Annotated in this window: 19 protein-coding genes and 1 pseudogene; all 20 read right to left on the minus strand. The window is 55.7% G+C overall.

The genetic code is table 11. The features are described 5' to 3' along the window. The coding region (locus Q7U71_10675; protein MDO9392221.1) for a hypothetical protein at positions 1-310 on the minus strand (310 nt) is incomplete at its 3' end. Between the two features lie 163 nt (positions 311-473). Then, on the minus strand, positions 474-890 hold the full coding sequence (locus Q7U71_10680) for a hypothetical protein (GenBank protein ID MDO9392222.1): 417 nt from the start codon (positions 888-890) through the stop codon (positions 474-476). 158 nt (positions 891-1,048) lie between these two features. Continuing rightward, positions 1,049-2,023, minus strand: coding sequence for a tRNA 4-thiouridine(8) synthase ThiI (locus Q7U71_10685; GenBank protein MDO9392223.1), 975 nt, complete (start codon positions 2,021-2,023; stop codon positions 1,049-1,051). Between the two features lie 59 nt (positions 2,024-2,082). Continuing rightward, the gene (locus Q7U71_10690; protein MDO9392224.1) at positions 2,083-2,877 is read right to left on the minus strand and encodes a SagB/ThcOx family dehydrogenase; all 795 of its coding nucleotides are present in this window, start codon (positions 2,875-2,877) and stop codon (positions 2,083-2,085) included. Positions 2,878-2,944: 67 nt separating this feature from the next. Next, positions 2,945-5,050: a S9 family peptidase gene (locus tag Q7U71_10695; protein ID MDO9392225.1), complete on the minus strand. Its 2,106-nt coding sequence runs from the start codon at positions 5,048-5,050 to the stop codon at positions 2,945-2,947. A gap of 61 nt (positions 5,051-5,111) precedes the next feature. Beyond that, positions 5,112-6,050, minus strand: a complete 939-nt coding sequence (locus tag Q7U71_10700) for a diacylglycerol kinase family lipid kinase (protein ID MDO9392226.1) — start codon at positions 6,048-6,050, stop codon at positions 5,112-5,114. 77 nt (positions 6,051-6,127) lie between these two features. Beyond that, positions 6,128-6,508 carry a RidA family protein gene (locus Q7U71_10705; GenBank protein MDO9392227.1) on the minus strand — a complete coding sequence of 127 codons (381 nt, stop codon included), beginning with the start codon at positions 6,506-6,508 and terminating at the stop codon, positions 6,128-6,130. A 35-nt stretch (positions 6,509-6,543) separates the two neighbouring features. After that, entirely contained in the window at positions 6,544-7,470 is a 927-nt protein-coding gene (locus Q7U71_10710; protein ID MDO9392228.1) for a hypothetical protein, read from the minus strand. 13 nt (positions 7,471-7,483) lie between these two features. Continuing rightward, entirely contained in the window at positions 7,484-9,508 is a 2,025-nt protein-coding gene (locus Q7U71_10715; protein ID MDO9392229.1) for a diguanylate cyclase, read from the minus strand. Between the two features lie 88 nt (positions 9,509-9,596). Continuing rightward, entirely contained in the window at positions 9,597-10,412 is an 816-nt protein-coding gene (locus Q7U71_10720; protein ID MDO9392230.1) for an undecaprenyl-diphosphate phosphatase, read from the minus strand. A gap of 61 nt (positions 10,413-10,473) precedes the next feature. Further along, positions 10,474-11,310 (minus strand): geranylgeranylglycerol-phosphate geranylgeranyltransferase, encoded by an 837-nt coding sequence (locus Q7U71_10725; protein ID MDO9392231.1) that lies wholly within the window; start codon positions 11,308-11,310, stop codon positions 10,474-10,476. Positions 11,311-11,598: 288 nt separating this feature from the next. Continuing rightward, positions 11,599-13,170, minus strand: coding sequence for a capsule assembly Wzi family protein (locus Q7U71_10730; protein MDO9392232.1), 1,572 nt, complete (start codon positions 13,168-13,170; stop codon positions 11,599-11,601). A gap of 168 nt (positions 13,171-13,338) precedes the next feature. Further along, positions 13,339-14,073, minus strand: a complete 735-nt coding sequence (locus Q7U71_10735) for an isoprenyl transferase (GenBank protein MDO9392233.1) — start codon at positions 14,071-14,073, stop codon at positions 13,339-13,341. 181 nt (positions 14,074-14,254) lie between these two features. Continuing rightward, a pseudogene (locus Q7U71_10740) lies at positions 14,255-14,437 on the minus strand (4Fe-4S binding protein). A 13-nt stretch (positions 14,438-14,450) separates the two neighbouring features. Further along, entirely contained in the window at positions 14,451-15,008 is a 558-nt protein-coding gene (gene frr / locus Q7U71_10745) for a ribosome recycling factor (GenBank protein MDO9392234.1), read from the minus strand. A 4-nt stretch (positions 15,009-15,012) separates the two neighbouring features. Further along, positions 15,013-15,732, minus strand: coding sequence for a UMP kinase (pyrH, locus tag Q7U71_10750; protein ID MDO9392235.1), 720 nt, complete (start codon positions 15,730-15,732; stop codon positions 15,013-15,015). 146 nt (positions 15,733-15,878) lie between these two features. After that, positions 15,879-16,718, minus strand: coding sequence for a translation elongation factor Ts (gene tsf / locus Q7U71_10755; GenBank protein ID MDO9392236.1), 840 nt, complete (start codon positions 16,716-16,718; stop codon positions 15,879-15,881). A gap of 43 nt (positions 16,719-16,761) precedes the next feature. Then, positions 16,762-17,730, minus strand: a complete 969-nt coding sequence (rpsB, locus tag Q7U71_10760) for a 30S ribosomal protein S2 (protein MDO9392237.1) — start codon at positions 17,728-17,730, stop codon at positions 16,762-16,764. 160 nt (positions 17,731-17,890) lie between these two features. Next, positions 17,891-18,283, minus strand: a complete 393-nt coding sequence (rpsI, locus tag Q7U71_10765; GenBank protein ID MDO9392238.1) for a 30S ribosomal protein S9 — start codon at positions 18,281-18,283, stop codon at positions 17,891-17,893. A gap of 48 nt (positions 18,284-18,331) precedes the next feature. After that, positions 18,332-18,760 (minus strand): 50S ribosomal protein L13, encoded by a 429-nt coding sequence (rplM, locus tag Q7U71_10770; GenBank protein ID MDO9392239.1) that lies wholly within the window; start codon positions 18,758-18,760, stop codon positions 18,332-18,334. Between the last annotated feature and the right edge of the window lie 169 nt (positions 18,761-18,929).

Consider the following 18,929-nt stretch of genomic DNA (forward strand, 5'->3'; position numbering starts at 1 on the left):
GCGGCACCTGGGCCTTTTTGCTGCCTGAAAGAAGCAGGTCAAATCCCAGGTATTCAAAGATCTTGATGGCCAGGTAGAACCCCAGGAACACCCCGATGGAAAGCACCAGGGTATGGGTCTGTGTTTTCAAGGGAATATGACCCCAATGCAAAAAAAGCCGGAAGGCCACGTACAGGCCGCTGATGTTCAGCACCAGGCCCAGGCTTTGGAAGAACTTCCAGCGGCTTAAGCCCCTCAGGAACAGCCACAGGACTGCGAAGGCCAGGAACAGCCCGAAGCCCAGAAGAATTAAGTTGGTTGTTATCTGCATTGGGTTCTCCTTGTATTCAAGATGAGGTGCATTTGTAAGTTTGGTTTTTCCGGCCTAACCCCTGCCCTTTCCCAGAGCTTGCCCTGAGAAAACCGCTTCGTTTGACAAATGAAGGGCGGGAAGGGGTGAAGGCTTGCACTGAGCAGTGCCGAAGCGGGTTGGGTCAAAACCGTCCCGCCAGGGCCAGCTTGTTCCTCTCCACAATTACAGTGACCCGCGGTTCGGCGTTCTGGTTGAATTTGTAGAGGTGGGCGCTGACATAGGCGTCGGCCAGCGAACCCAGCCAGACCCCGATGGTCCACAACATGTACTTGCGTTTTTTCTCATACAAATAATCTAACTCCGGTCCGCTGGCATTCCAATAATCCCTGTCATACTTATACCAATTGTATCCCACATAGCCAAGTGCCCCGGCAAACCCGGCCGCTTTCAGGTAATTCTGGGTATACAACTGCCCGCCCCCCGGGATCACGGCTGAAAATGATACCGCCAGAAAGGCCGAACGGTGCGGCTTCTTGAATGTGGTGTCCTGCTGGGCCAGGGCTGGAGTCCGTAGAAGTAAAAACAGGGATATTATCATACACGACGACATAAGTCTTATGCAGCTTGTCATTCCGGGCTTGACCCGGAATCCAGTGTTTTCCTGGATTCCCACTCCCCGATCGCTGTCGAGGACAAGTTTTGCGGGAATGACCAGTTGTGTGGAGATTGCTGACGATGAGGACAAAAATATTATTTTCATATCATGTAACCGTTCACTTCCTGCTCGGCAGGTTTAACAGTTTCCTGGGTCCTCACCGGATCATTTCCGGTATAGATATTCAGGCTTAATTTTTCATCGATCTTGACATCGCAGTACCGTGCCACTATCTGCAGGGCCAGGGCCAGCTCGGCCTCATCCGGTCCTCCCCGCAGCAGACCCACCGGGCCCTTGATATTGTGATCCGGCCGGATGACCATATCATCCTCCCCGGCCAGTTTCAGCAGAACTTCGTTCTCCGCCTTGTTGCGACCCACCGCCAGCTTTACGTTCGGGGCGATCCTGAAATGCCGCCCGGCGGCCAGCAGTTCCACATCCCTTCTCACAAATCCTTCGTGCTTAAGCAATTCTTTAAGCCGGGTGGAATAGTTGGGCTCGGTCAGCAGGCAGCCCCCGGCTGGCTGGGGATAATCCTTGATCCCAAAACTTTTGGCCAGCTCCTCCTGCCGCTTGCGGCCCCGCCCGGAAAAGTCGTGGAGCCTTTCCCGGTCCACCCAGCCCTCCCGCTCCGGTTTTGAGGGCGCCAGCAGTTTGGCCGACAGGGGGCGCAGGATCAGGTCCCGGTCGGCAGACAGTTTCAGCACCGCGTTCAAGCCTCCCTTGGTCTGGGACATGGGCCGTTCTCCCATCACCTCTCCGGTTATCAGGAACGAGGCCCCATGCTCCTCCAGCAGGCCGTGGGCGGTCCTCAGCATCATCCCGTGACAATCTATGCAGGGGTTCATGTTCCCGCCGAATCCGTAGCGGGGGTTCTTCATCATCTCGAAGTATTCATCGGTGAAATCGTGCTCTATCAGTTTGATGCCCAGCTGGCCGGCAGCCTTGCGGGCCGGCTCCGGCCCGAAGAACGGCGTAACAAAGCAGAGGCCGATGACCTCGATGCACTGTTCCATTACGGTCCTGGCGGCCAGGATGCTGTCCAGGCCTCCGGAAAGTAGCGATATGGTTTTCATATTTTATTTATTGGCATAAATATTGTAGTCCAGTCTATCATATGGGTTCGAATTCATTGCTAAGCGGGTTCAGTTGTTGTTTTGCCAACCCCAGCCAGATAGACGACAAATTCATCTTTACCATCCAGACCAAGCAGTTTGTCAAAAGCATCTTTCTCCCAAGCGCCAATTGCACAAGTACCGCACCCTATGCCTTCACAAGCCAAATAAAGATTCTGGCATATATGACCGGCATCTAAAAGCATCAACCTATGAGATTCACAATGATAACGCCATTCACCGCGATAAGGAATACACGACCATATAAATACTACCGGTGTATCAGCAAGCCACTTGGCTTCGTTTAAATACTCGGTGCCACCGTATGCAGCAACCAGCTTGTCTGATAAATTATCAATTTCACGGTAAAAGGCAAGTTTATGTTCAAGTGGACGATAAAGATATATACCGCTTTTCAGACCTGTCACATTGTTGACTGCCAGATAAGTTTCATAAGCATTCCTTCCACCAGCCGAAGGTACCGGCCGTAACGTACCTATGCCGGTTCGATTGTAAGCCGGCACAACCTTTTGTACCCCCTGAGTCGCCCACAATAAAAAAGATAACTCACTTACAGTCAGCGCCTGATTGACAAACTTGCGCCGGCTCCTGCGGTTATTGATACAAGCAAACAAGTCACCTTGTATTATTGTATTTTTATCAACTTGCGGCAGGTCAATAATTTTTAAACCACTGCCGATGACTTTTTCAACAGGCGGTTGCGGCAAGCCTTTATCCTGATCGGAAACCAGTTCTCGATCAGGATAACCGAATCCGTTTTTCATGAAAGTACGATTGTTCTCGAAATCACCCATTGTTGCTCAATAAATTACAGTTCTTTAGTTCTGAATTCAATATTCTATCTTCCAAGTTATTTAGGCACTATCGTTTTATCCCCAGCACATCCAATATGAAGGCATATTCAAAGGCCAGGTCCTTGAGATAACCATATCTGCCGGAAGGCCCGTGGTGCCCGCTTTTCATATCGGTCTTCAACAGCAGGCGGTTGCTGTCGGTTTTGGCGGTCCGAAGTTTGGCCACCCACTTGGCCGGCTCCCAATAGGCCACGTTGGCGTCGTTCCAGCCGGTGGTTACCAGCATGGCCGGATAGTCCTGGGCCCGGATGTTGTCGTAAGGCGAGTAGGACAGCATGTACCGGTAATACTGGGGATCCCGGGGATCGCCCCATTCCTGATACTCGGCGGTGGTCAGGGGAATGGTGGGGTCCAGCATGGTGTTGATGACGTCCAGGAACGGCACGTCCAGCACCGCAGCCCGGAACAGATCGGGCCGGCTGTTGACCACCGCCCCCATCAGCAGTCCTCCGGCGCTGCCGCCGCTGATCACCAATTTACTGGAAGAGGTGTATCCCTGTTTTATGAGTTGCTCCGCGCAGGCGATGAAATCGGTGAAAGAGTTCTTTTTGTTCAGGAGTTTCCCGTCCAGATACCAGCCCCGTCCCATCTCCTGGCCGCCCCGCACCTGGGCCACGGCATAGACGAAGCCCCGGTCCAGCAGGCTCAACCGGCTGGAGCTGAAGTAGGGATCATTATTGTCGCCGTATGCGCCATAACCGGTAAGGTAGCAGGGATTGCTCCCGTCCAGTTTCAATCCCCGGCGGTGGACCAGCGAAATGGGGATGCGGGACCCGTCCGGAGCGGTGGCGTAGATCCTCTCCGAAACATAGCCCAGGGGATCGTATCCGCCCAGCACTTCCTGTCTTTTCAGAAGGTGATAAGTGCCTTTGTCCATCTCGTATTCGTAGACCGAAGGCGGCGTAACCAGCGAATTGTAGGTATAGCGGAGCTTGGAGGAATTATAATCGTATTTTTGCCAGGGGTAGATGGAATAGGCCGGCTCCGGGAATTTCAGGACCACAGCCGCCGTGGTATCGCCCCATTTAAGGACCTTCAGCCCGCTTAAGCCATTCGTCCGTTCCTGAATAGCCATGAAATCCCGGAACATCAGCACGTTTTCCAGCAGGACATCGGGCCGGTGCGGGATCACTTCCACCCAGTTCTTGGCGGCGGGATCGGATACCGGTGTCCGCAGCAGCCGGTAGTTCTGGGCGCTGTCATTGGTGAATATGTAGAAGTCCGGACCGTGATGCTCCAGCCAGTATTCAACCTTCTGGCGCCGGGGCTTAAAAAGCTTGAAGCTGTCCTCAGTCCGTCCGGCGTTAAGATAGCGCAGCTCGGACTCCTCCTTGCTGGCGGAGGTGATGAACAGGTATTGCTGCGAAAAGGTCTTGCTGATGCTTACCCAGAACCGGGGATCGGCTTCGCGGTAGATCAGGCTGTCCCGGCCTTCCCCCAGCCGGCGGCGGAAAACCCGGTCGGAGCGCTGGGTGCTGTCCATCGCTTCGTAGTATACTGTCCGGCTGTCGTTGGCCCAGACTATGTTCCTGACGCCGGAAATGGAGTCGGAAATGTTCTTTCGGGCCTTCAGGTCCTTGAAATACACATCGTAGACAAAGGCTCCGGTGGTGTCCACCGCATAGGCCAGGATGGAGTGATCGGGGCTGACCTCGGTGATGTCGATAGAATAATAGGCGTGGCCACGAGCCAGTTTGTTCTCGTCCAGTAATAATTCTTCAGAGGCTTTGAGAGACCCTTTCTTGCGGCAGTAGATATAATAGTCCTGGCCCTTGACGGTGCGGGAGTAGTAATAGAAACTGTCGCGCTTCACCGGGACCGAGAGATCGGTCTGCTTGATCCGGTTCAGAAACTCCCGGTACAGTTTTTTCTGCAAGTCCCTGGTGGGGGCCATCACCGAATCGGTGTAGGCGTTCTCGGCTTCCAGGTATCTTTTAACCCTGGGATCGGACCGCTCCTTAAGCCAGTGATAATCGTCGGAACGGACAGAGCCGTTAACGCTGTCGCTCCAGGCCACCACCGGCGCCATTGGCGCCCTGGGCTGGGCCATGGCAAATCCTGTCAGGAGAACCTGGAAAAGGAGAACGTTGATTATGTATAAACGTTTCATCATACTACTTACTGAATAGTGGCTACTGGATACTGACTACTGGATACCCAGGCTGACCCCCTGCTCATGAAAAACTCTTCAGCCTCTCCCCTGCGTCGTCCTTGCCCGCTATGCACTGCAGGGCCCTGGGGACGATGGAGATATCGAACCGGTTGACATAGGGCCACAGCTCTCCGTCCACCTGGGCCGACATGGGGGTTTCCGACTCCACCGTGACCCTGGTCAGCTTGCCCATGGTCACCTGGCGGATCTCGGTATGCCTTCCCTTGAAGGTCTTGGGGACATGATTGAAGAATTCCAGCCAGGTCAGCTTGTGGATCAGGCAGAGGTCCAGCAGGCCGTCGTCCACTTTGGCCCCGGGGTTCAGATAATACCCGCCGCCCACGCTCTTGCCGTTGGTGATCTCGGCCACCAGCGTCTGGTGCCAGACCTTGCCCTGCCCGAAGTCAAAGGACATCTTCTGGCCCTTGTAGCGCAGCAGAGCCTTGACGGTGGCCCAAAGATACAGCTTCAGGTCCCGCAGGCCCTTGATCTTCAGCTTCTCTATTATCACCTCGCCGTCCAGGCCTATGCCCACGCAGTTGAAAAAGTACCGCTCCAGCTTCTGCCCTCCGGGCAGGGGCGAGCTGACCGTTCCGGCGTCCACCATCATGGTCTGCCGGTCGCGAATGGCCTCCACCGCCTGGGGGATGGAACGGCCGATCTTAAGCGACTTGGCAAAGTCGTCTCCCGAGCCCAGCGGGATCATGCCGAACACCGCCTGGCTGCCCACCAAAGCCCCGGCCACTTCGCCGGCCAGCCCGTCGCCGCCGGCGGCCACGATGATCTGAAATCCGCGCTCAATGGCCTCCTTGGCCAGCCTGGCTCCGTCGCCCTCGTGGTCGGTCAAGGCCAGCTCAAAGTTAAGCCCGTAGGCCGTGAATAGCGCCTTTACCTGCTCGGCATGCCCGGCCGCCTCTCCGCCATGGGCCTTGGGATTCAGGATGATCTTGTGTCTTTGCATCTTTACCTTTTTTCACCACCAAGGCACAAAGACACCAATTTATGATCTCTTTGTGCCTTTGTGTCTTTGTGGTTTAATTAAATTTCGGCGATAGCCTCGATCTCAATTTTCGCATCCTTGGGCAGACGGGTCACCTGGAAGGCCGAGCGGGCCGGGGGCGCCTGCTGGAAGTACTCTCCGTAGACCTCGTTCATGGCGGCAAAGTCGTTCATGTCGGCCATAAAGACCGTGCACTTGATGACTTTCTTGAGATTGGAGCCGCCGGCTTCCAGCACTGCCTTCAGGTTCTCCATCACCTGCTTGGTCTGGGCCTTGATATCCCCTTCCACCAGCTGGCCGGTCTTGGGGTCCAGCGGGATCTGCCCGGAGGTGAAGACCAGCTTGTTGTCGTACTGCACGCCCTGGGAATAGGGTCCGATGGCGCCCGGAGCTTTCTCTGTTTTGATGATCTGACGCATGGCATTTCTCCTTTTTATTTTTTCTTGATTTATATCTATCCCTCAGCAATGTTGTATATATACCAGGCTTCCCCTTGCCCCAGCTTTTTTGAGTTAAGTTGCACATGTATCAATGCTGGGCTTTCATTTAATGGAACCGGTTTTTCTGTGGTAGCAGCAATAATATAAGCCGGATAAAATACGCCTTTGGTTTTTCCCTTGAAAAATACTTTATGTGGTGTGAAGTTTAGTATTTTTGCTTTTTGCCCGTTGATACTTATTTTCAGATCCCTTTTATTTACCAGTGAAGGTATCGGTGCATCCACAACAGCCGGAAGAAAAAATATATTCCAGATATTATCAAAATGCCAAACATTTAATTCATAGAATTCATATTTGCCACCTATCTTCGGATCAATGGTCACGTTATTTTTTAACTCCTTGGCCATTATCCAGCATTCCAATGTGGATTTTCCGTAGCTTATATCGTTGATAAATACCCTTACTCGTTTTTCTTTCGGGAGGTATATCCGATATCTCCCCTTTTTGTCCGAACGGGCAACTATTTTGTGTTCTGAAGGTGCGTTTAAGCCAAACCAAATATAAGCTTGACGGGGCTTTTTGTTGTAATCGCAGATTAGACCGTTAATGGAATGAACTCCTATGTCTTGAGTATAAATATCATTATAGCCCCGGCCATTAACAATAACTGTGGCTTTAGAAATTAAAGGATCCGCCAGTCTTTTGTCCAACAAATATATTATTTGATACGGCGCTGTGATTTGTGTTTTTTTAGTTAAGACCAAAGGTTGTTTTAATGTTACGCTGTACTCTCCTTTGGGATAGTTTAGCAATTCCACCGCAATAAATGGGTCATTGATCATTTCAAAATGCCTGCCATGCGGGTCAACTAATGTTTCCCCGCGTAACTCCGGATTGGGGTTCAAAAATATTTTTATAGACCTTTTTGTCATTTTGTTCAATTCTTAATAATACTCATGCTTTAGGCATAGCGGAATACCTCACCACCCGGTTCCTCCCCGCCTTCTTGGCCGCATACAGCGCTTCATCGGCGGCCTTGATCAGGTCGGGCTTGTTGTTGGAATCCTGGGGATACGAGGCTACTCCCAGGCTGACCGTCACCGGCAGTTCCCCGGCGGTGGTGGAGAATTTTTCGTTCCCGATGGCCTGCCTCAAACCTTCGGCCAGGACCTCGGCCTCCTTGTCGGTCCTGCCCGGCCACACCGCTATGAACTCCTCTCCGCCGTAGCGGGCCACAAAATCATATTTGGAGGTGTTGGCCTTCAGCCGGGCCGCCACTTCCTTAAGCACCGCGTCGCCGATGGGGTGCCCGTAATTGTCGTTAAGCTTCTTGAAAAAGTCGATGTCGAAAAGCGCCACCCCCACCGGCTTGCCATCTGACTTGGCCAGGGTCTCGGCCAGGTAATCCTGGAAGCGGCGGTGGTTGGCCAGCCCCGTCAGCCCGTCGCGGATGGCCATCTGCTCCTTCTCTTGGTAGAGGGCCGCGCTGCGCAGGGCCAGCGAGAACTGGCTCAGCAGGATGTGCAGTGTCTCGGCTTCGGCCTCAAAGGCGTAGGGTTTCCGGCTTTCCAGCACCAGGATGTAATGGCAGACCCCTTCGTAGGTCAGGGGAGCGGCCAGCACCGAGCGGAAGCCGTGGTCCTGCCTCTCCTCCCGGCTGAACCGGAACAGGCCCAGCGAGCGGCGGTAAAAATCGTCCACCTTGCGCCATTCCAGGATGCGCACAGCCTGTTCGCATAAGGTGCCGGAGATGTCCAGTTCCGTCCCCGGGGCCGGGAACCCGGCGGCGGCCGGCTCGGCCAGCAGCACCCGGCAGACATCGCCGGACTCCGGCGCCTGCAGCAGAACCAGGTGTTCGCAGGACACCAGCTCGGGGATCAGTTTTCCCATGATCTCTATCACCTCGTCCACCCTCAGCCGGTTGGCCATCTGTTCCAGGTAGCGGTTCCATTCCTTAAGCCGCTCCCCCTCCAGTCCCAGGGCCGAATGGCTCTGGTGCAGGATCATCAGCCGGGCCGCCTCCTCGGCGAAGCCCGCCAGCAGGGCCTTGGAGGATTCGTTGAAATGGTTCTCCTCCTCGCTGTCGGCCACCGCGATCCCCTCCACCCGGTTCTCCATGATGATGGGCACGGCCAAAAGGGATTTGAGCGGCTCGGACTTGGCGTAGTATCCCAGGTCCTTGGAATCCTTTGAGAACACCGGATAGAGCAGTGCCTGTTTCTCCTTGACCACCCAGCCCAAAATGCCCTTCTGGGCGTCCAGAGCCGCTTCCTTGATGATCTCGGCGCTGTAGCTGCGGCAGGCCGCCAGTTTAAGATAATTGGCCGAAGGGTCCAGCCGGAAAAAGGCGGCCGTCTTGGCGCCCAGGCTGGCGTGCATCAGCGAGGCCAGGGACTGCAAGTCGTGCTTTAGTTCTGACGATGGGGCCACGGCCTCCCGCTCCGGTTCATCCTCCTGGTTTTGGGCCGGCGAAAAACTGCGCTTCAGCAAAAGCCTGCCCACTGTAAAAGCCGAGGCCAGGAACAGCAGCAGCCCGCCCAGCCGGTACAGGGCCGGTCCCGGGATCATCTGGTGGAACCAAGCGGATCCGCCCTCGGTCAGCAGCAGGACGGCCGGGGCCAGGAACTGCCATTTCTCCTCGGCCCGGTAGAGAGAGAGCAGGGTAAGAAGCAGGTATGTGAACAACCAGGGTGAGTTCAAGCCCCCGGTTTGCTGCACGGCCATGACGGTGACGGCTGTCAGCAGCAGCAGGGTCCACAGCTGCCAGCGCTGGCGGCTCTCCCGGCTGACGGTCCGCCAGATCAGGGTCGCGTAGACCGCCGCCAGGATCACGGCCCAAAGGATCCCGGGAGTGGCCGGCCAGGCCGCCGGCTCGGGATCGTTGGTCCGGTAAAAGGCCCCGGTGATGGCCACGGCGATAAGGGCGCCGGCTATTATCAGAAGCCCGATCTTTAGTGGATTTGTTTTTTGTTTTTTCATTGGTAAAGATCAGTAAGATTATTTAAGCCACAAAGCGGTGCACTGAGTTTATCGAAGTGGCACAAAGACACAAAGTACAAATTATAACTCATTTGACTAATGCAAACCAAACCAGTCCGGCCAGTCCCGCCGCCCAGCAGTAATAGGCAAAATATTCCAGCCGGCCTTTTTTGACAAGATGCAGCATTACCTTGATGGCCCAGTAACCTGATAATGCTGCGGCAATGGCCCCCACTGTAATCATCAGCAGCTCGGAGGACGGCAGACCGGTCTCCAGCATGTCCTTCAGTTTGACCACCCCGGCCCCCAGAATGATGGGAATGGACAAAAGGAACGAGAACTCGGCCGCCTTCTCCTGTTTCATCCTGGTGAAGATCCCGGCGGCAATGGTGCTGCCCGAGCGCGACACTCCCGGCAGTATGGCCACCGCCTGGGCCAGGCCGATGACCAGGGCCCGCCACCAGTTGATCTTCCCTTCGTGGCTTTTTACAAAGCGGGTCAAAAACAGGATGGTCCCGGTGACCAGCAGAAAGGCCGAAACCGCGATGGGGCTGGCAAAGGCCTGCTCAATGACGTCGTCGAACTTGTAGCCGATGAAGGCCGCCGGGATGGTGGCCAGGATCAGCAGCAACGAGAGTTTTAAATTCTCGTCGGTGAAGTGCCAGCCCTTCTGGTAATACATCCGTCCCGTGAAGACCGACTTGATCAGTTTCCAGACCTTGAGGCGAAAGAAGACCAGCACCGCCAGCAGAGTCCCCAGGTGCACGAAGACCTCGAACCTCAGATTGTCGCCGGACAATCCGAACAGTCTTTCGGCCAGGGCCAGGTGCCCGGAACTGGACACCGGCAGGAACTCGGTCAGCCCCTGGATCAACCCCAGTATCAATGCTTGGAAGATAGACATAATCTTAGATCAATTGTGATGTATTTAATTTTGATTTCTGCCTTTTGATTTTTGCCTTCGGTCACAGTCCCAGGCTGATGGCCATTATCCCCACCAGCATCATTATCTTCATGAAAAAGCTTATCCGGGCCAGATCCTCGTCCCGGGGAACGGTCAAAAGCTTCATGATCATCATGGCCAGCATCAGGTCCACTCCCAGGATCACGGCCAGCAGGTAACGGATGTTGTAAATGCCCAGCAGATAAGGGACCGGGGTCAGGGTTATCAGGACCATCAGCACCGCCGCCGCCAGTTTAAGTGACCTCTCCGCCCCCCAGGTTATGGGCAGGGTCCTGGCGCCCTGCGACAGGTCCCCGCTCCGGTCCTGAACGTCCTTGATGATCTCCCGTGACAGGTGCATCAGAAAAGCGAACCCGGCCGGGAAAAGTGAGATCCCAATATTATCCACTGTCAGCCCGCCGTAGACAAAGGCCAGGCCGCAGACCAGCGCCACAGCCAGATTTCCGGCCAGCCCCATCCTTTTGCCCCGGGCGGCGTAGAGCCATAGCAGGATGGAGACCGCCAGGGCCAGCGCCAAAGGTTTGATGCCGATGAAATACGCCAGGGCCAGACCCAAAATGATTTCAGCTGATCCCAGATAAACTGCTGTTATAGGTTGAAGTAAACCGGATGGCAATGGCCTTTGGGGGCGGTTGACCTTGTCGATCTCAAGATCGTAATAATCGTTGAGGCTGTTGCCCCCGGAAGCTATCAGCATGGCCGAAACTGCCGCCAGAACGATGTCCCAGGCATGCGCCCTGATCCCATAGCCCGAGGTGCCCACCAGCACCGAAAGTCCGGTGATGGCCACGTTCCCGGGACGGGAAAGTTTTATGGCGGCGGTTATCTTATTTAGCACGTTTTATTTGAAAGGATTAACATGATTCCAAATGATTTTATTTAACTGATTACTCCAAAGACTTTTCGATAATCAGGTACCAACCCCGGTTGTCGCGTTAAAACGATCAGTGAGCATCGCAGTTGATGGCGGAAAAAGCTTGTCTGGCCTGTTTGAGGGCTTGACCAAAGCCCGAGTTCAGACAAGCCCGTCAGCAACGAGAAGCGCAACGCTCGGAGAGTTTTAAGCGACGAGCTTTTTCTTTTGGTTCTTTGCTTTTTGGCGTTACAAAAAGAAAAGAACACGTCATCAGTAATCCAGCTTTAAACTTATCTCCGCTCCCCGGTCATTGAACCCCAGTCCCGGCAAGTTGCCGGGATCTTTGGTATAAGCCAGCCAGAACTTGGCGTCAAAGACCATCCAATGCCATGGCTGCCAGCTGAAGTACAACGCGCCCAGATCACGCCTCTGTATGGTGCCGGTCAAAAAACCAGTGCTTAAGGCTACCGTGTCGCTGCCCAGAACACCCCCAGTGGTAAAGGGGTCGCCGTCAACGTAAATGATCTGGTTCCCGTAGATCAGGCTGTCAGAGATACTTCCCTGGCCGTGCCGTTCCAGCGTGTACTCCAGACCCAGGTTGAACCGGGGATGTAATCTGTGTTCCAGCTTCAGATCGAACAGGTCGGCATCGGTGCCTATAAAGTGGCCGATGATGCTCAGGCTGTCGCCGCCGGCATAGCGGTTGGCGAAACGGCGGTGGCCGTAGACCCATTTCTGGTTCCCGGCGTATTCCAGCTTGACATCGGTATCGGGCAGGCCCAGCGGGTCGGCCAGATGGAACCCGGCCAGAAAGCCCAGCTTCTGGGGGGCCGGCGGATCCTGCTCGTACTGGACATCGTCCATCAGCAGTTCTCCGTAGACCTTGCACCCGTTGAAGGCGTTCCAGGCGGCATCGGCCGCCCACACCACGTTGTCGTCCTCCCGCTCGTTCCACTGGGTGCCGTAGAATGGAAGCAAGGGATTGATGTATACGGGGTCTATGTTCTTGGCCTTGTAGATCACCACTTCGGAAGCTCCCAGGTCCAGGCTTTTGAACAATCTGAAGGTGGCCCGGTGCCCGGAAAAGAAGCGCTGCTGCTCGGTGCCCAGTATCCCGGCGAAGGATTCCAGGCCGACCCGCTTATAATCAATTTTCAGGTTCAATGCGTCAAAGGCCGGAGCGTTGTCCGAGACCAGCAGGGTGCCCACCCGGCCCGGCCCCCACCAGTGCTGCTGCCGGCCCAGTGTGACGTAGAGCCAGGGCAGCTTGACCCGGAAATACGACCAGTCTATCACTAACTTTCCGCCCCGCCAGGCGGTCTGGGTGGCTGAGGTCTTCTCCACCTTGGCGTTCTCCTTTTCCACCAGGAAAGACAGCCTCTGATCAAAGATCATTGTCCCCTTGATGCTGCCGCCGAAATCCACCTGTCCGGTCAGCGAATAGCGGGGAGCGCCCAAATTACTGATCTCGTCCCTGGGCCAAAGCGCCCCGTCGGCATTGAATGCCAGGTTCTCGTCGCCCACGGATAACAGGTCCTTTTCCACCAGCCGGGGTTTTGTGGAATCGGCCAGGAACTCCTGGGAAAGCCTGTCCCAGTTGTATTGGTCAGCCGTTGAAAGGGTCACCTGGTTAGAGGAAATGACCTCCTTCATTTTACCCAATACAGCGGCGACCTGGCCGTAGCTATAGGGCCGGGTGGCCGGCAGCACCAGCCAGCCCCTGGCCTCGAACCGCTGCAGTACCGGGTAGGCCCAGTGCTTAAGGCTTAAGTCTTTGGAATCTTCGGCCCAAAGTGAGCCGAAGGACAATAGCAGGAACAGGGCAAAAATGGCTTTTTTCATTATATACCTTTAAGTGGTTTAACATTTAAAAATACCATATATAACCCCTTGTTTGCAAGAGATTTATTGAGAAAAAAGAAAAAATCGGACTGCAACCAGATCAGCCCGATTTATTAACGGTAAATATCATGTTTTTTAGCCTTTAGCCCGTTAAGAAGATCAATTCAGCTACACCTTCCCGAACCGTCTCTCCCTCTGCTGGTACTCCACCAGCGCCCGGTACAGGTCCTCTTCCCCGAAATCCGGCCACAAAACTTCGGTAAAATAATACTCGGCATAGGCCGCCTGCCAGATCAGGAAGTTGGAGAGCCGGCTCTCGCCCGAGGTCCTGATGATCAGGTCCGGGTCCGGCACCTCCGGATGATACAGGTATCTTTGGAACAGCTTCTCGTCTATCTTCTCGGCCTGCACCTTATGGGCGAATAGGTCGTGGGACATCTTTTTGACCGCGTCCACCAGTTCGGCCCGGCCGCCGTAGGAAAGGGCCAGGTTCAGCACCAGTCCCTTGTTGTTCCTGGTGCGGGCGATGGAGTCCTCCAGTATCTTGCGGGCGTTGGTTTCCAGGTCGGCGGTGCGGCCGGTGGTGATTATCTTCACCCCCTTGGCGTCCAGCTCGTCCACTTCTTTGACCAGATATTCCCGCAGGATCTTCATCAGCCCGGAGACCTCAGGCTTTGGCCGCAGCCAGTTCTCCACCGAGAAGGCGTAGAGCGTCAGGTACTTGATGCCGGTCTGGCCGCTGGTGTTGACTATGGTCTTGACCGACTTCATCCCGGCCCGGTGGCCGGCCAGCCGCGGCAGTCCGCGTTTCCTGGCCCAGCGCCCGTTGCCGTCCATGATCACCGCCACATGCGCCGGAAGGCTCTTCAGCTGATGGGTGGTGCCTGCGATGGTTATCTTCATAAATTATTATTACGATTATAAGCTCAATCTGCGGTAATCTGCGGATAAATATTCCCAAGTAGCCTGCAATGCATTAAGGCGCCTCCGCTTTAAAAGGGAGCGGGCTTTTCAACAAACGGACAAAGCCATGATCCCCAGGGGAAGCGCCTTAATAATCAAAGGCCGGAGCTCTTAAAATAACTTAGGTTTCCTTGATGGCGCTGACCGGGCAGGCGTCCACGCAGGCTCCGCACTCCACACAGTCGTCGGTTATCTCAAACTTGTCCTCACCTTCCACTATGGCGCCGTTGGGGCAGGAATCCACGCAGCTGCCACAGGCTACGCACTCGTCGCTGATCACAAAAGGCATTTTGCTTGTTCTCCTCGTTTGCGCTGTCTTATACTTCCATGATTTCTTTTTCTTTTTTCTTCAGCAGCTCCTCCAGCTGGGCGATGTGCTTGTCGGTCATCTCCTGCACCTTGTCGTGGGCAGTCTTGCTCTCGTCCTCCGAGATGTGCTTGTCCTTTTCCAGTTTCTTGATCTCTTCGTTGGACTCCCGGCGGATGTTGCGGATGGCCACCTTGCTTTCCTCGGCCATCTTTTTGACCACCTTCACCAGGTCGTGGCGCCGTTCCTCGGTCAAAGTGGGAATGGGCAGCCGGATCACCTTGCCGTCGTTGGCCGGGGTCAGGCCCAGGTCCGACTTGAGGATGGCCTTTTCGATCTCGCCCAGCACGCTTTTGTCCCAGGGCTGGATCAGAAGCAGCCTGGATTCGGGCACCGAGATCCCGGCCACCTGGTTCAGGGGGGTCAGGGCGCCGTAACATAATACTTTGATCCCTTCCAGCAGCGCCGGATTGGCACGCCCGGTGCGGATCCCGGAGAATTCGTTCTTTAGGACCTCGGCCGCCTTGTCCATTTTGTGTCCCAGATCCTGATAAACCTTCTGCAGCATATCATCACTCCTTAACTGTTGTTCCCAGGTTTTCTCCCATTAATATCTTTTTAAGGGTCCCGGGGTGGTTAAGATTGAATACTATGATGGGCATGGAATTTTCCCGGCATAACGAGACCGCGGTGGCATCCATCACCTTCAACTGGTCGGCCAGCACCTTTTCGTAGCTCAGGGAATCATAGCGCACGGCCTGCTTGTTCTTCATGGGATCGCAGTCGTAAACTCCGTCCACCTTGGTGCCCTTGAATATGGCCTGGGCCCCGATCTCCACCGCCCTCAGGGCGGCGGCGGTGTCGGTGGAAAAGTAGGGGTTGCCGGTGCCGGCCGCCATTATCACCACCCGGCCCTTGTCCAAATGGCGCAGGGCCCTCCGCCGGATGAAAGGCTCGGCGAATTTGGGCATGTCCACGGCGGTCATCACCCTGGTCTGGCATCCCAGATGCTCCAGCATGCTCTGCAGGGCCAGCGAATTGATGACGGTTCCCAGCATCCCGATGTTGTCGGCGGTCACCCGGGGGATGCTGTCGTTCTTCAGGCATCCGCCCCGCATCAGGTTGCCGCCCCCTATGACCACGCCCACCGATATTCCCAGCTCCCTTACCGAAAGGACCTCCCCGGCTATCCGTTCCACCGAGGGAATGTCCAGACCCTGGCCGGCCGCGCCGCCCAGGGTCTCTCCGGAAAGTTTCAGTAAGATCCTTTGATATTTAGGAGCCTTTTCCAACTTCGGTCCCCCTTGTTATGAGTGGTAGAACATCAAATGGGGCAGGAAACACGCCAGGGGAAAAATTTGTTTCAGGCTTCGACCGGATTGGTAATTTTTCTGTAAAAATCCGGGTAATCATGTAAATCCTGTCTGGTCTTTTGTCGTTACTCGCCCAGGCGGAAACGGACAAAACGCTTGACTTCCAGGGCCGCCCCGGACTTGGCGGCGGTTTCCTTGACCATGGCCTCCACGGTCTTCTGGGGATCCTTGACATAGGCCTGTTCCACCAGGCAGACCTCGGAGTAGAATTTTTCTATCTTGCCGGTCACGATCTTTTCCACCACGTTCTCCGGCTTGCCGGCGCCCCGCACCTGCTCCTGATAAATGGCCTTTTCCTTTTCCAGCACCTCGGCCGGAACCTGCTTGCGGGAAAGCCACTGGGGAGACGAGGCCGCCACCTGCATGGCCAGATCCCGGGCCAGGGCCTTGATCTCCGGAGAGTTGCCGCCGTCCAGTTCCACCAGCACCCCCAGCTTGCTGCCCAGGTGCAGGTAGCCTTCCACCAGGCCCGATTGGCTGTGGATCTTCTCGCCCCGCTTGAACTGGCAGTTCTCGCCCACCTTGGCCACCGTCAGTTTCACCTGTTCCAGCTGCTCCGGGGCCAGGTCGGCGGCGGTCAGCGATCCCTTGTTCTGCCCCAGCGCCCATTGGCCAAGGCCTTTGACCATCTCTTTGAACTGCTCGGTCTTGGCCACGAAATCGGTCTCGCAGTTCACTTCTATCATCACCGCGGTCTTCCCGTCGGGGGCGATCTCGATCCCGATCAACCCGTCGGCGGTGGCCCGGCCGGCTTTCTTTTCGGCCATGGCCAAACCTTTTTTGCGCAGGTATTCCACGGCCTCATCCACGTTTCCATTGGCGGAGGTAAGGGCCTCCTTGCAGACCATCATCCCGACCCCGGTCTTTTCCCTGAGTTTTTTTACGTCTTCGGCAGTAAAGGACATTTTATATCCAGACTAAAAAATTGTGAAATTGGTGATTTGTTGGTTATTTCTTTTCTTCGGTCTTCACTTCGGCCTTGGGTGCGGCGTGGGCGGCCGGCCTGGGGGCGGCATGAGCCGCCGGCCGGGGTCCGCTTGAGCTGCGGCCCTGGGAAGCCTGTCCGTCGCGGCGGGGGCCCGAGCCCCGGTTGTCACCGCCCCGGCCGTCATTGCTCCGGCCGGTCTGGGGCCTGGGGGGACGGCGGTCCGAAAGATGCCGCTTGGGGGCGGCCGCTCCGCCGGGAACTTCCTTGCCTTCGGCGGCCGACTGGTGATGGGCCTCCTGCTCCTTCTGGAACCTGGCCCGCCCATCGATGATGGCGTCGGCCACCAGGGCGGTGATCAGCTTGATGGAGCGCAGGGCGTCGTCGTTGGCCGGGATGGGATAGGTGATGCCGTCGGGGTCAACGTTGGTGTCCACCATGGCCACCACCGGCACTTCCAGCCTGGTGGCCTCGGCGATGGCCAGCTTTTCCTTTTTGCAGTCCACCACAAAAACCACGCCCGGCAACCGGTGCATGTCCTTGACGCCGCAGAGCACGGTCTCCAGCTTCTTCTGCTCCCGTTCCAGGCCCAGGATCTCCTTTTTGGTATATCCGGCAAAATTGGCTTCCGACAGTTTGTCCAGGTCCTTCAACCGGCGGATGCTTTTCTGGATGGTGGCGAAATTGGTCAGCAGTCCGCCCAGCCAGCGTTCCGCCACATAGTGCATCTGGCAGCGCACCGCCTCTTCCTTGATGACATCCACCGCCTGCTTCTTGGTGCCCACGAACATGAATTCGTCGCCCTGCTCGGCCCGTTTGCGGATGACGTTCAAGGATGTCTCCAGGCATTTCATGGTCTTCTGGAGGTCGATGATGTGGATCCCGTCGCGCTGGTCAAAGATGAACTTCTTCATCTTGGGGTTCCAGCGGGGAGCCTGGTGGCCGAAATGGACTCCGGCCTCCAGCAGGTCTTTGATGGTGTAATTGGCCAAGTAAAGATCCTCCTGATTTTTTGTTGGTTGTTCCTCCGCCCGAAACCGGACAGGATCACCTGCCGCCAAAGGCCGCCGGTGACACCCCCGCCCGGGGATTTGATCGGACGTGTGTGATAAAGCTTACAGCCTTAGGCTTAAAGCTGTAAGCTCGTTGATATTAACGCTTGGAGAACTGGAAGCGCTTGCGGGCCTTTTTCTGCCCGTATTTCTTGCGCTCTTTTTCCCGGGGATCGCGGGTCAGCAGGCCGTTGGATTTCAGCGACGGCCGCATTTCCTGGGAGGCCAGCAGCAGGGCCCGGGAGATGCCCAAAGTAAGGGCTCCGGCCTGGCCGGCGATCCCGCCGCCGTCCACCTTGGCGGTGATGTCGTACTTGCCCACGGTGGCGGTCAGTTCAAAGGGCCGCTTGACCTGCATCACCAGGGTGGGCCGGCAGAGGTAATCCTCGCAGGTCCGCTCGTTGATGGTGATCTTCCCCTGGCCGGGAACCATTTTAACCTGGGCCACTGAACGCTTGCGTCTTCCGGTTGCTTTGTAAACAGCCTGGTCCATTGATCCTCCTAATATTTTATGGGGTATAAGAATTTTATCGGAATGAGATTACAGGGTCACTGCCTTGGGGCCCTGGGCGGCGTGGGGATGCTCGCCCCCGGCGTAGACGTGCAGTTTGCTGAAGTTGGAGCGGGCCAGGGTGGTCTTGGGAAGCATGCCCTTGACCGCCAGCTCTATCACCTTCTCCGGCCGCTGGACCATCAGGTCCTGGTACTTGTCGGTCCGCAGGCCGCCTTGAAAGCCGCTGTGGCGCTTAAGCGTCTTGTTCTGCAGTTTGTTTCCGGTCAGCCGCACCTTGGCCGCATTGACGATCACCACGTGATCGCCACAGTCCAGGTTGGGGGTATATTGCGGCTTGCCCTTTCCCCGCAGCACATGGGCCACCTTGGAGGCCAGCCGTCCCAGCGGGATCCCGCTGGCATCGACCAGAAACCATTTTTGCTCCAGTTCGCCCTTTTTGGCTACATAGGTCTTCATAGAAATCTTTGGTCCTCCTGAATTAGCTAATTATAAGCCCCCAAAGCTGTTATATATTCAAGGGCTGGTTTTCCAGTAAAGATAGTAAGTATATCTAAAAAATATATATTTGTCAAGTGTTAAAATCAACTTTGGCCGTTGCCCCTATTGCTTTAAAGGCATAAGGTTA

The organism is bacterium, from assembly GCA_030655055.1.
Lineage (GTDB): Bacteria > Edwardsbacteria > AC1 > AC1 > EtOH8 > UBA5202.

Coding starts and splice junctions, on each gene's coding strand:
- Q7U71_10680 (MDO9392222.1), bottom strand. CDS start 890: ATGATAATATCCCTGTTTTTACTTCTACGGACTCCAGCCCTGGCCCAG.
- Q7U71_10685 (MDO9392223.1), bottom strand. CDS start 2,023: ATGAAAACCATATCGCTACTTTCCGGAGGCCTGGACAGCATCCTGGCC.
- Q7U71_10690 (MDO9392224.1), bottom strand. CDS start 2,877: ATGGGTGATTTCGAGAACAATCGTACTTTCATGAAAAACGGATTCGGT.
- Q7U71_10695 (MDO9392225.1), bottom strand. CDS start 5,050: ATGATGAAACGTTTATACATAATCAACGTTCTCCTTTTCCAGGTTCTC.
- Q7U71_10700 (MDO9392226.1), bottom strand. CDS start 6,050: ATGCAAAGACACAAGATCATCCTGAATCCCAAGGCCCATGGCGGAGAG.
- Q7U71_10705 (MDO9392227.1), bottom strand. CDS start 6,508: ATGCGTCAGATCATCAAAACAGAGAAAGCTCCGGGCGCCATCGGACCC.
- Q7U71_10715 (MDO9392229.1), bottom strand. CDS start 9,508: ATGAAAAAACAAAAAACAAATCCACTAAAGATCGGGCTTCTGATAATA.
- Q7U71_10720 (MDO9392230.1), bottom strand. CDS start 10,412: ATGTCTATCTTCCAAGCATTGATACTGGGGTTGATCCAGGGGCTGACC.
- Q7U71_10730 (MDO9392232.1), bottom strand. CDS start 13,170: ATGAAAAAAGCCATTTTTGCCCTGTTCCTGCTATTGTCCTTCGGCTCA.
- Q7U71_10735 (MDO9392233.1), bottom strand. CDS start 14,073: ATGAAGATAACCATCGCAGGCACCACCCATCAGCTGAAGAGCCTTCCG.
- frr (MDO9392234.1), bottom strand. CDS start 15,008: ATGCTGCAGAAGGTTTATCAGGATCTGGGACACAAAATGGACAAGGCG.
- tsf (MDO9392236.1), bottom strand. CDS start 16,718: ATGTCCTTTACTGCCGAAGACGTAAAAAAACTCAGGGAAAAGACCGGG.
- rpsI (MDO9392238.1), bottom strand. CDS start 18,283: ATGGACCAGGCTGTTTACAAAGCAACCGGAAGACGCAAGCGTTCAGTG.
- rplM (MDO9392239.1), bottom strand. CDS start 18,760: ATGAAGACCTATGTAGCCAAAAAGGGCGAACTGGAGCAAAAATGGTTT.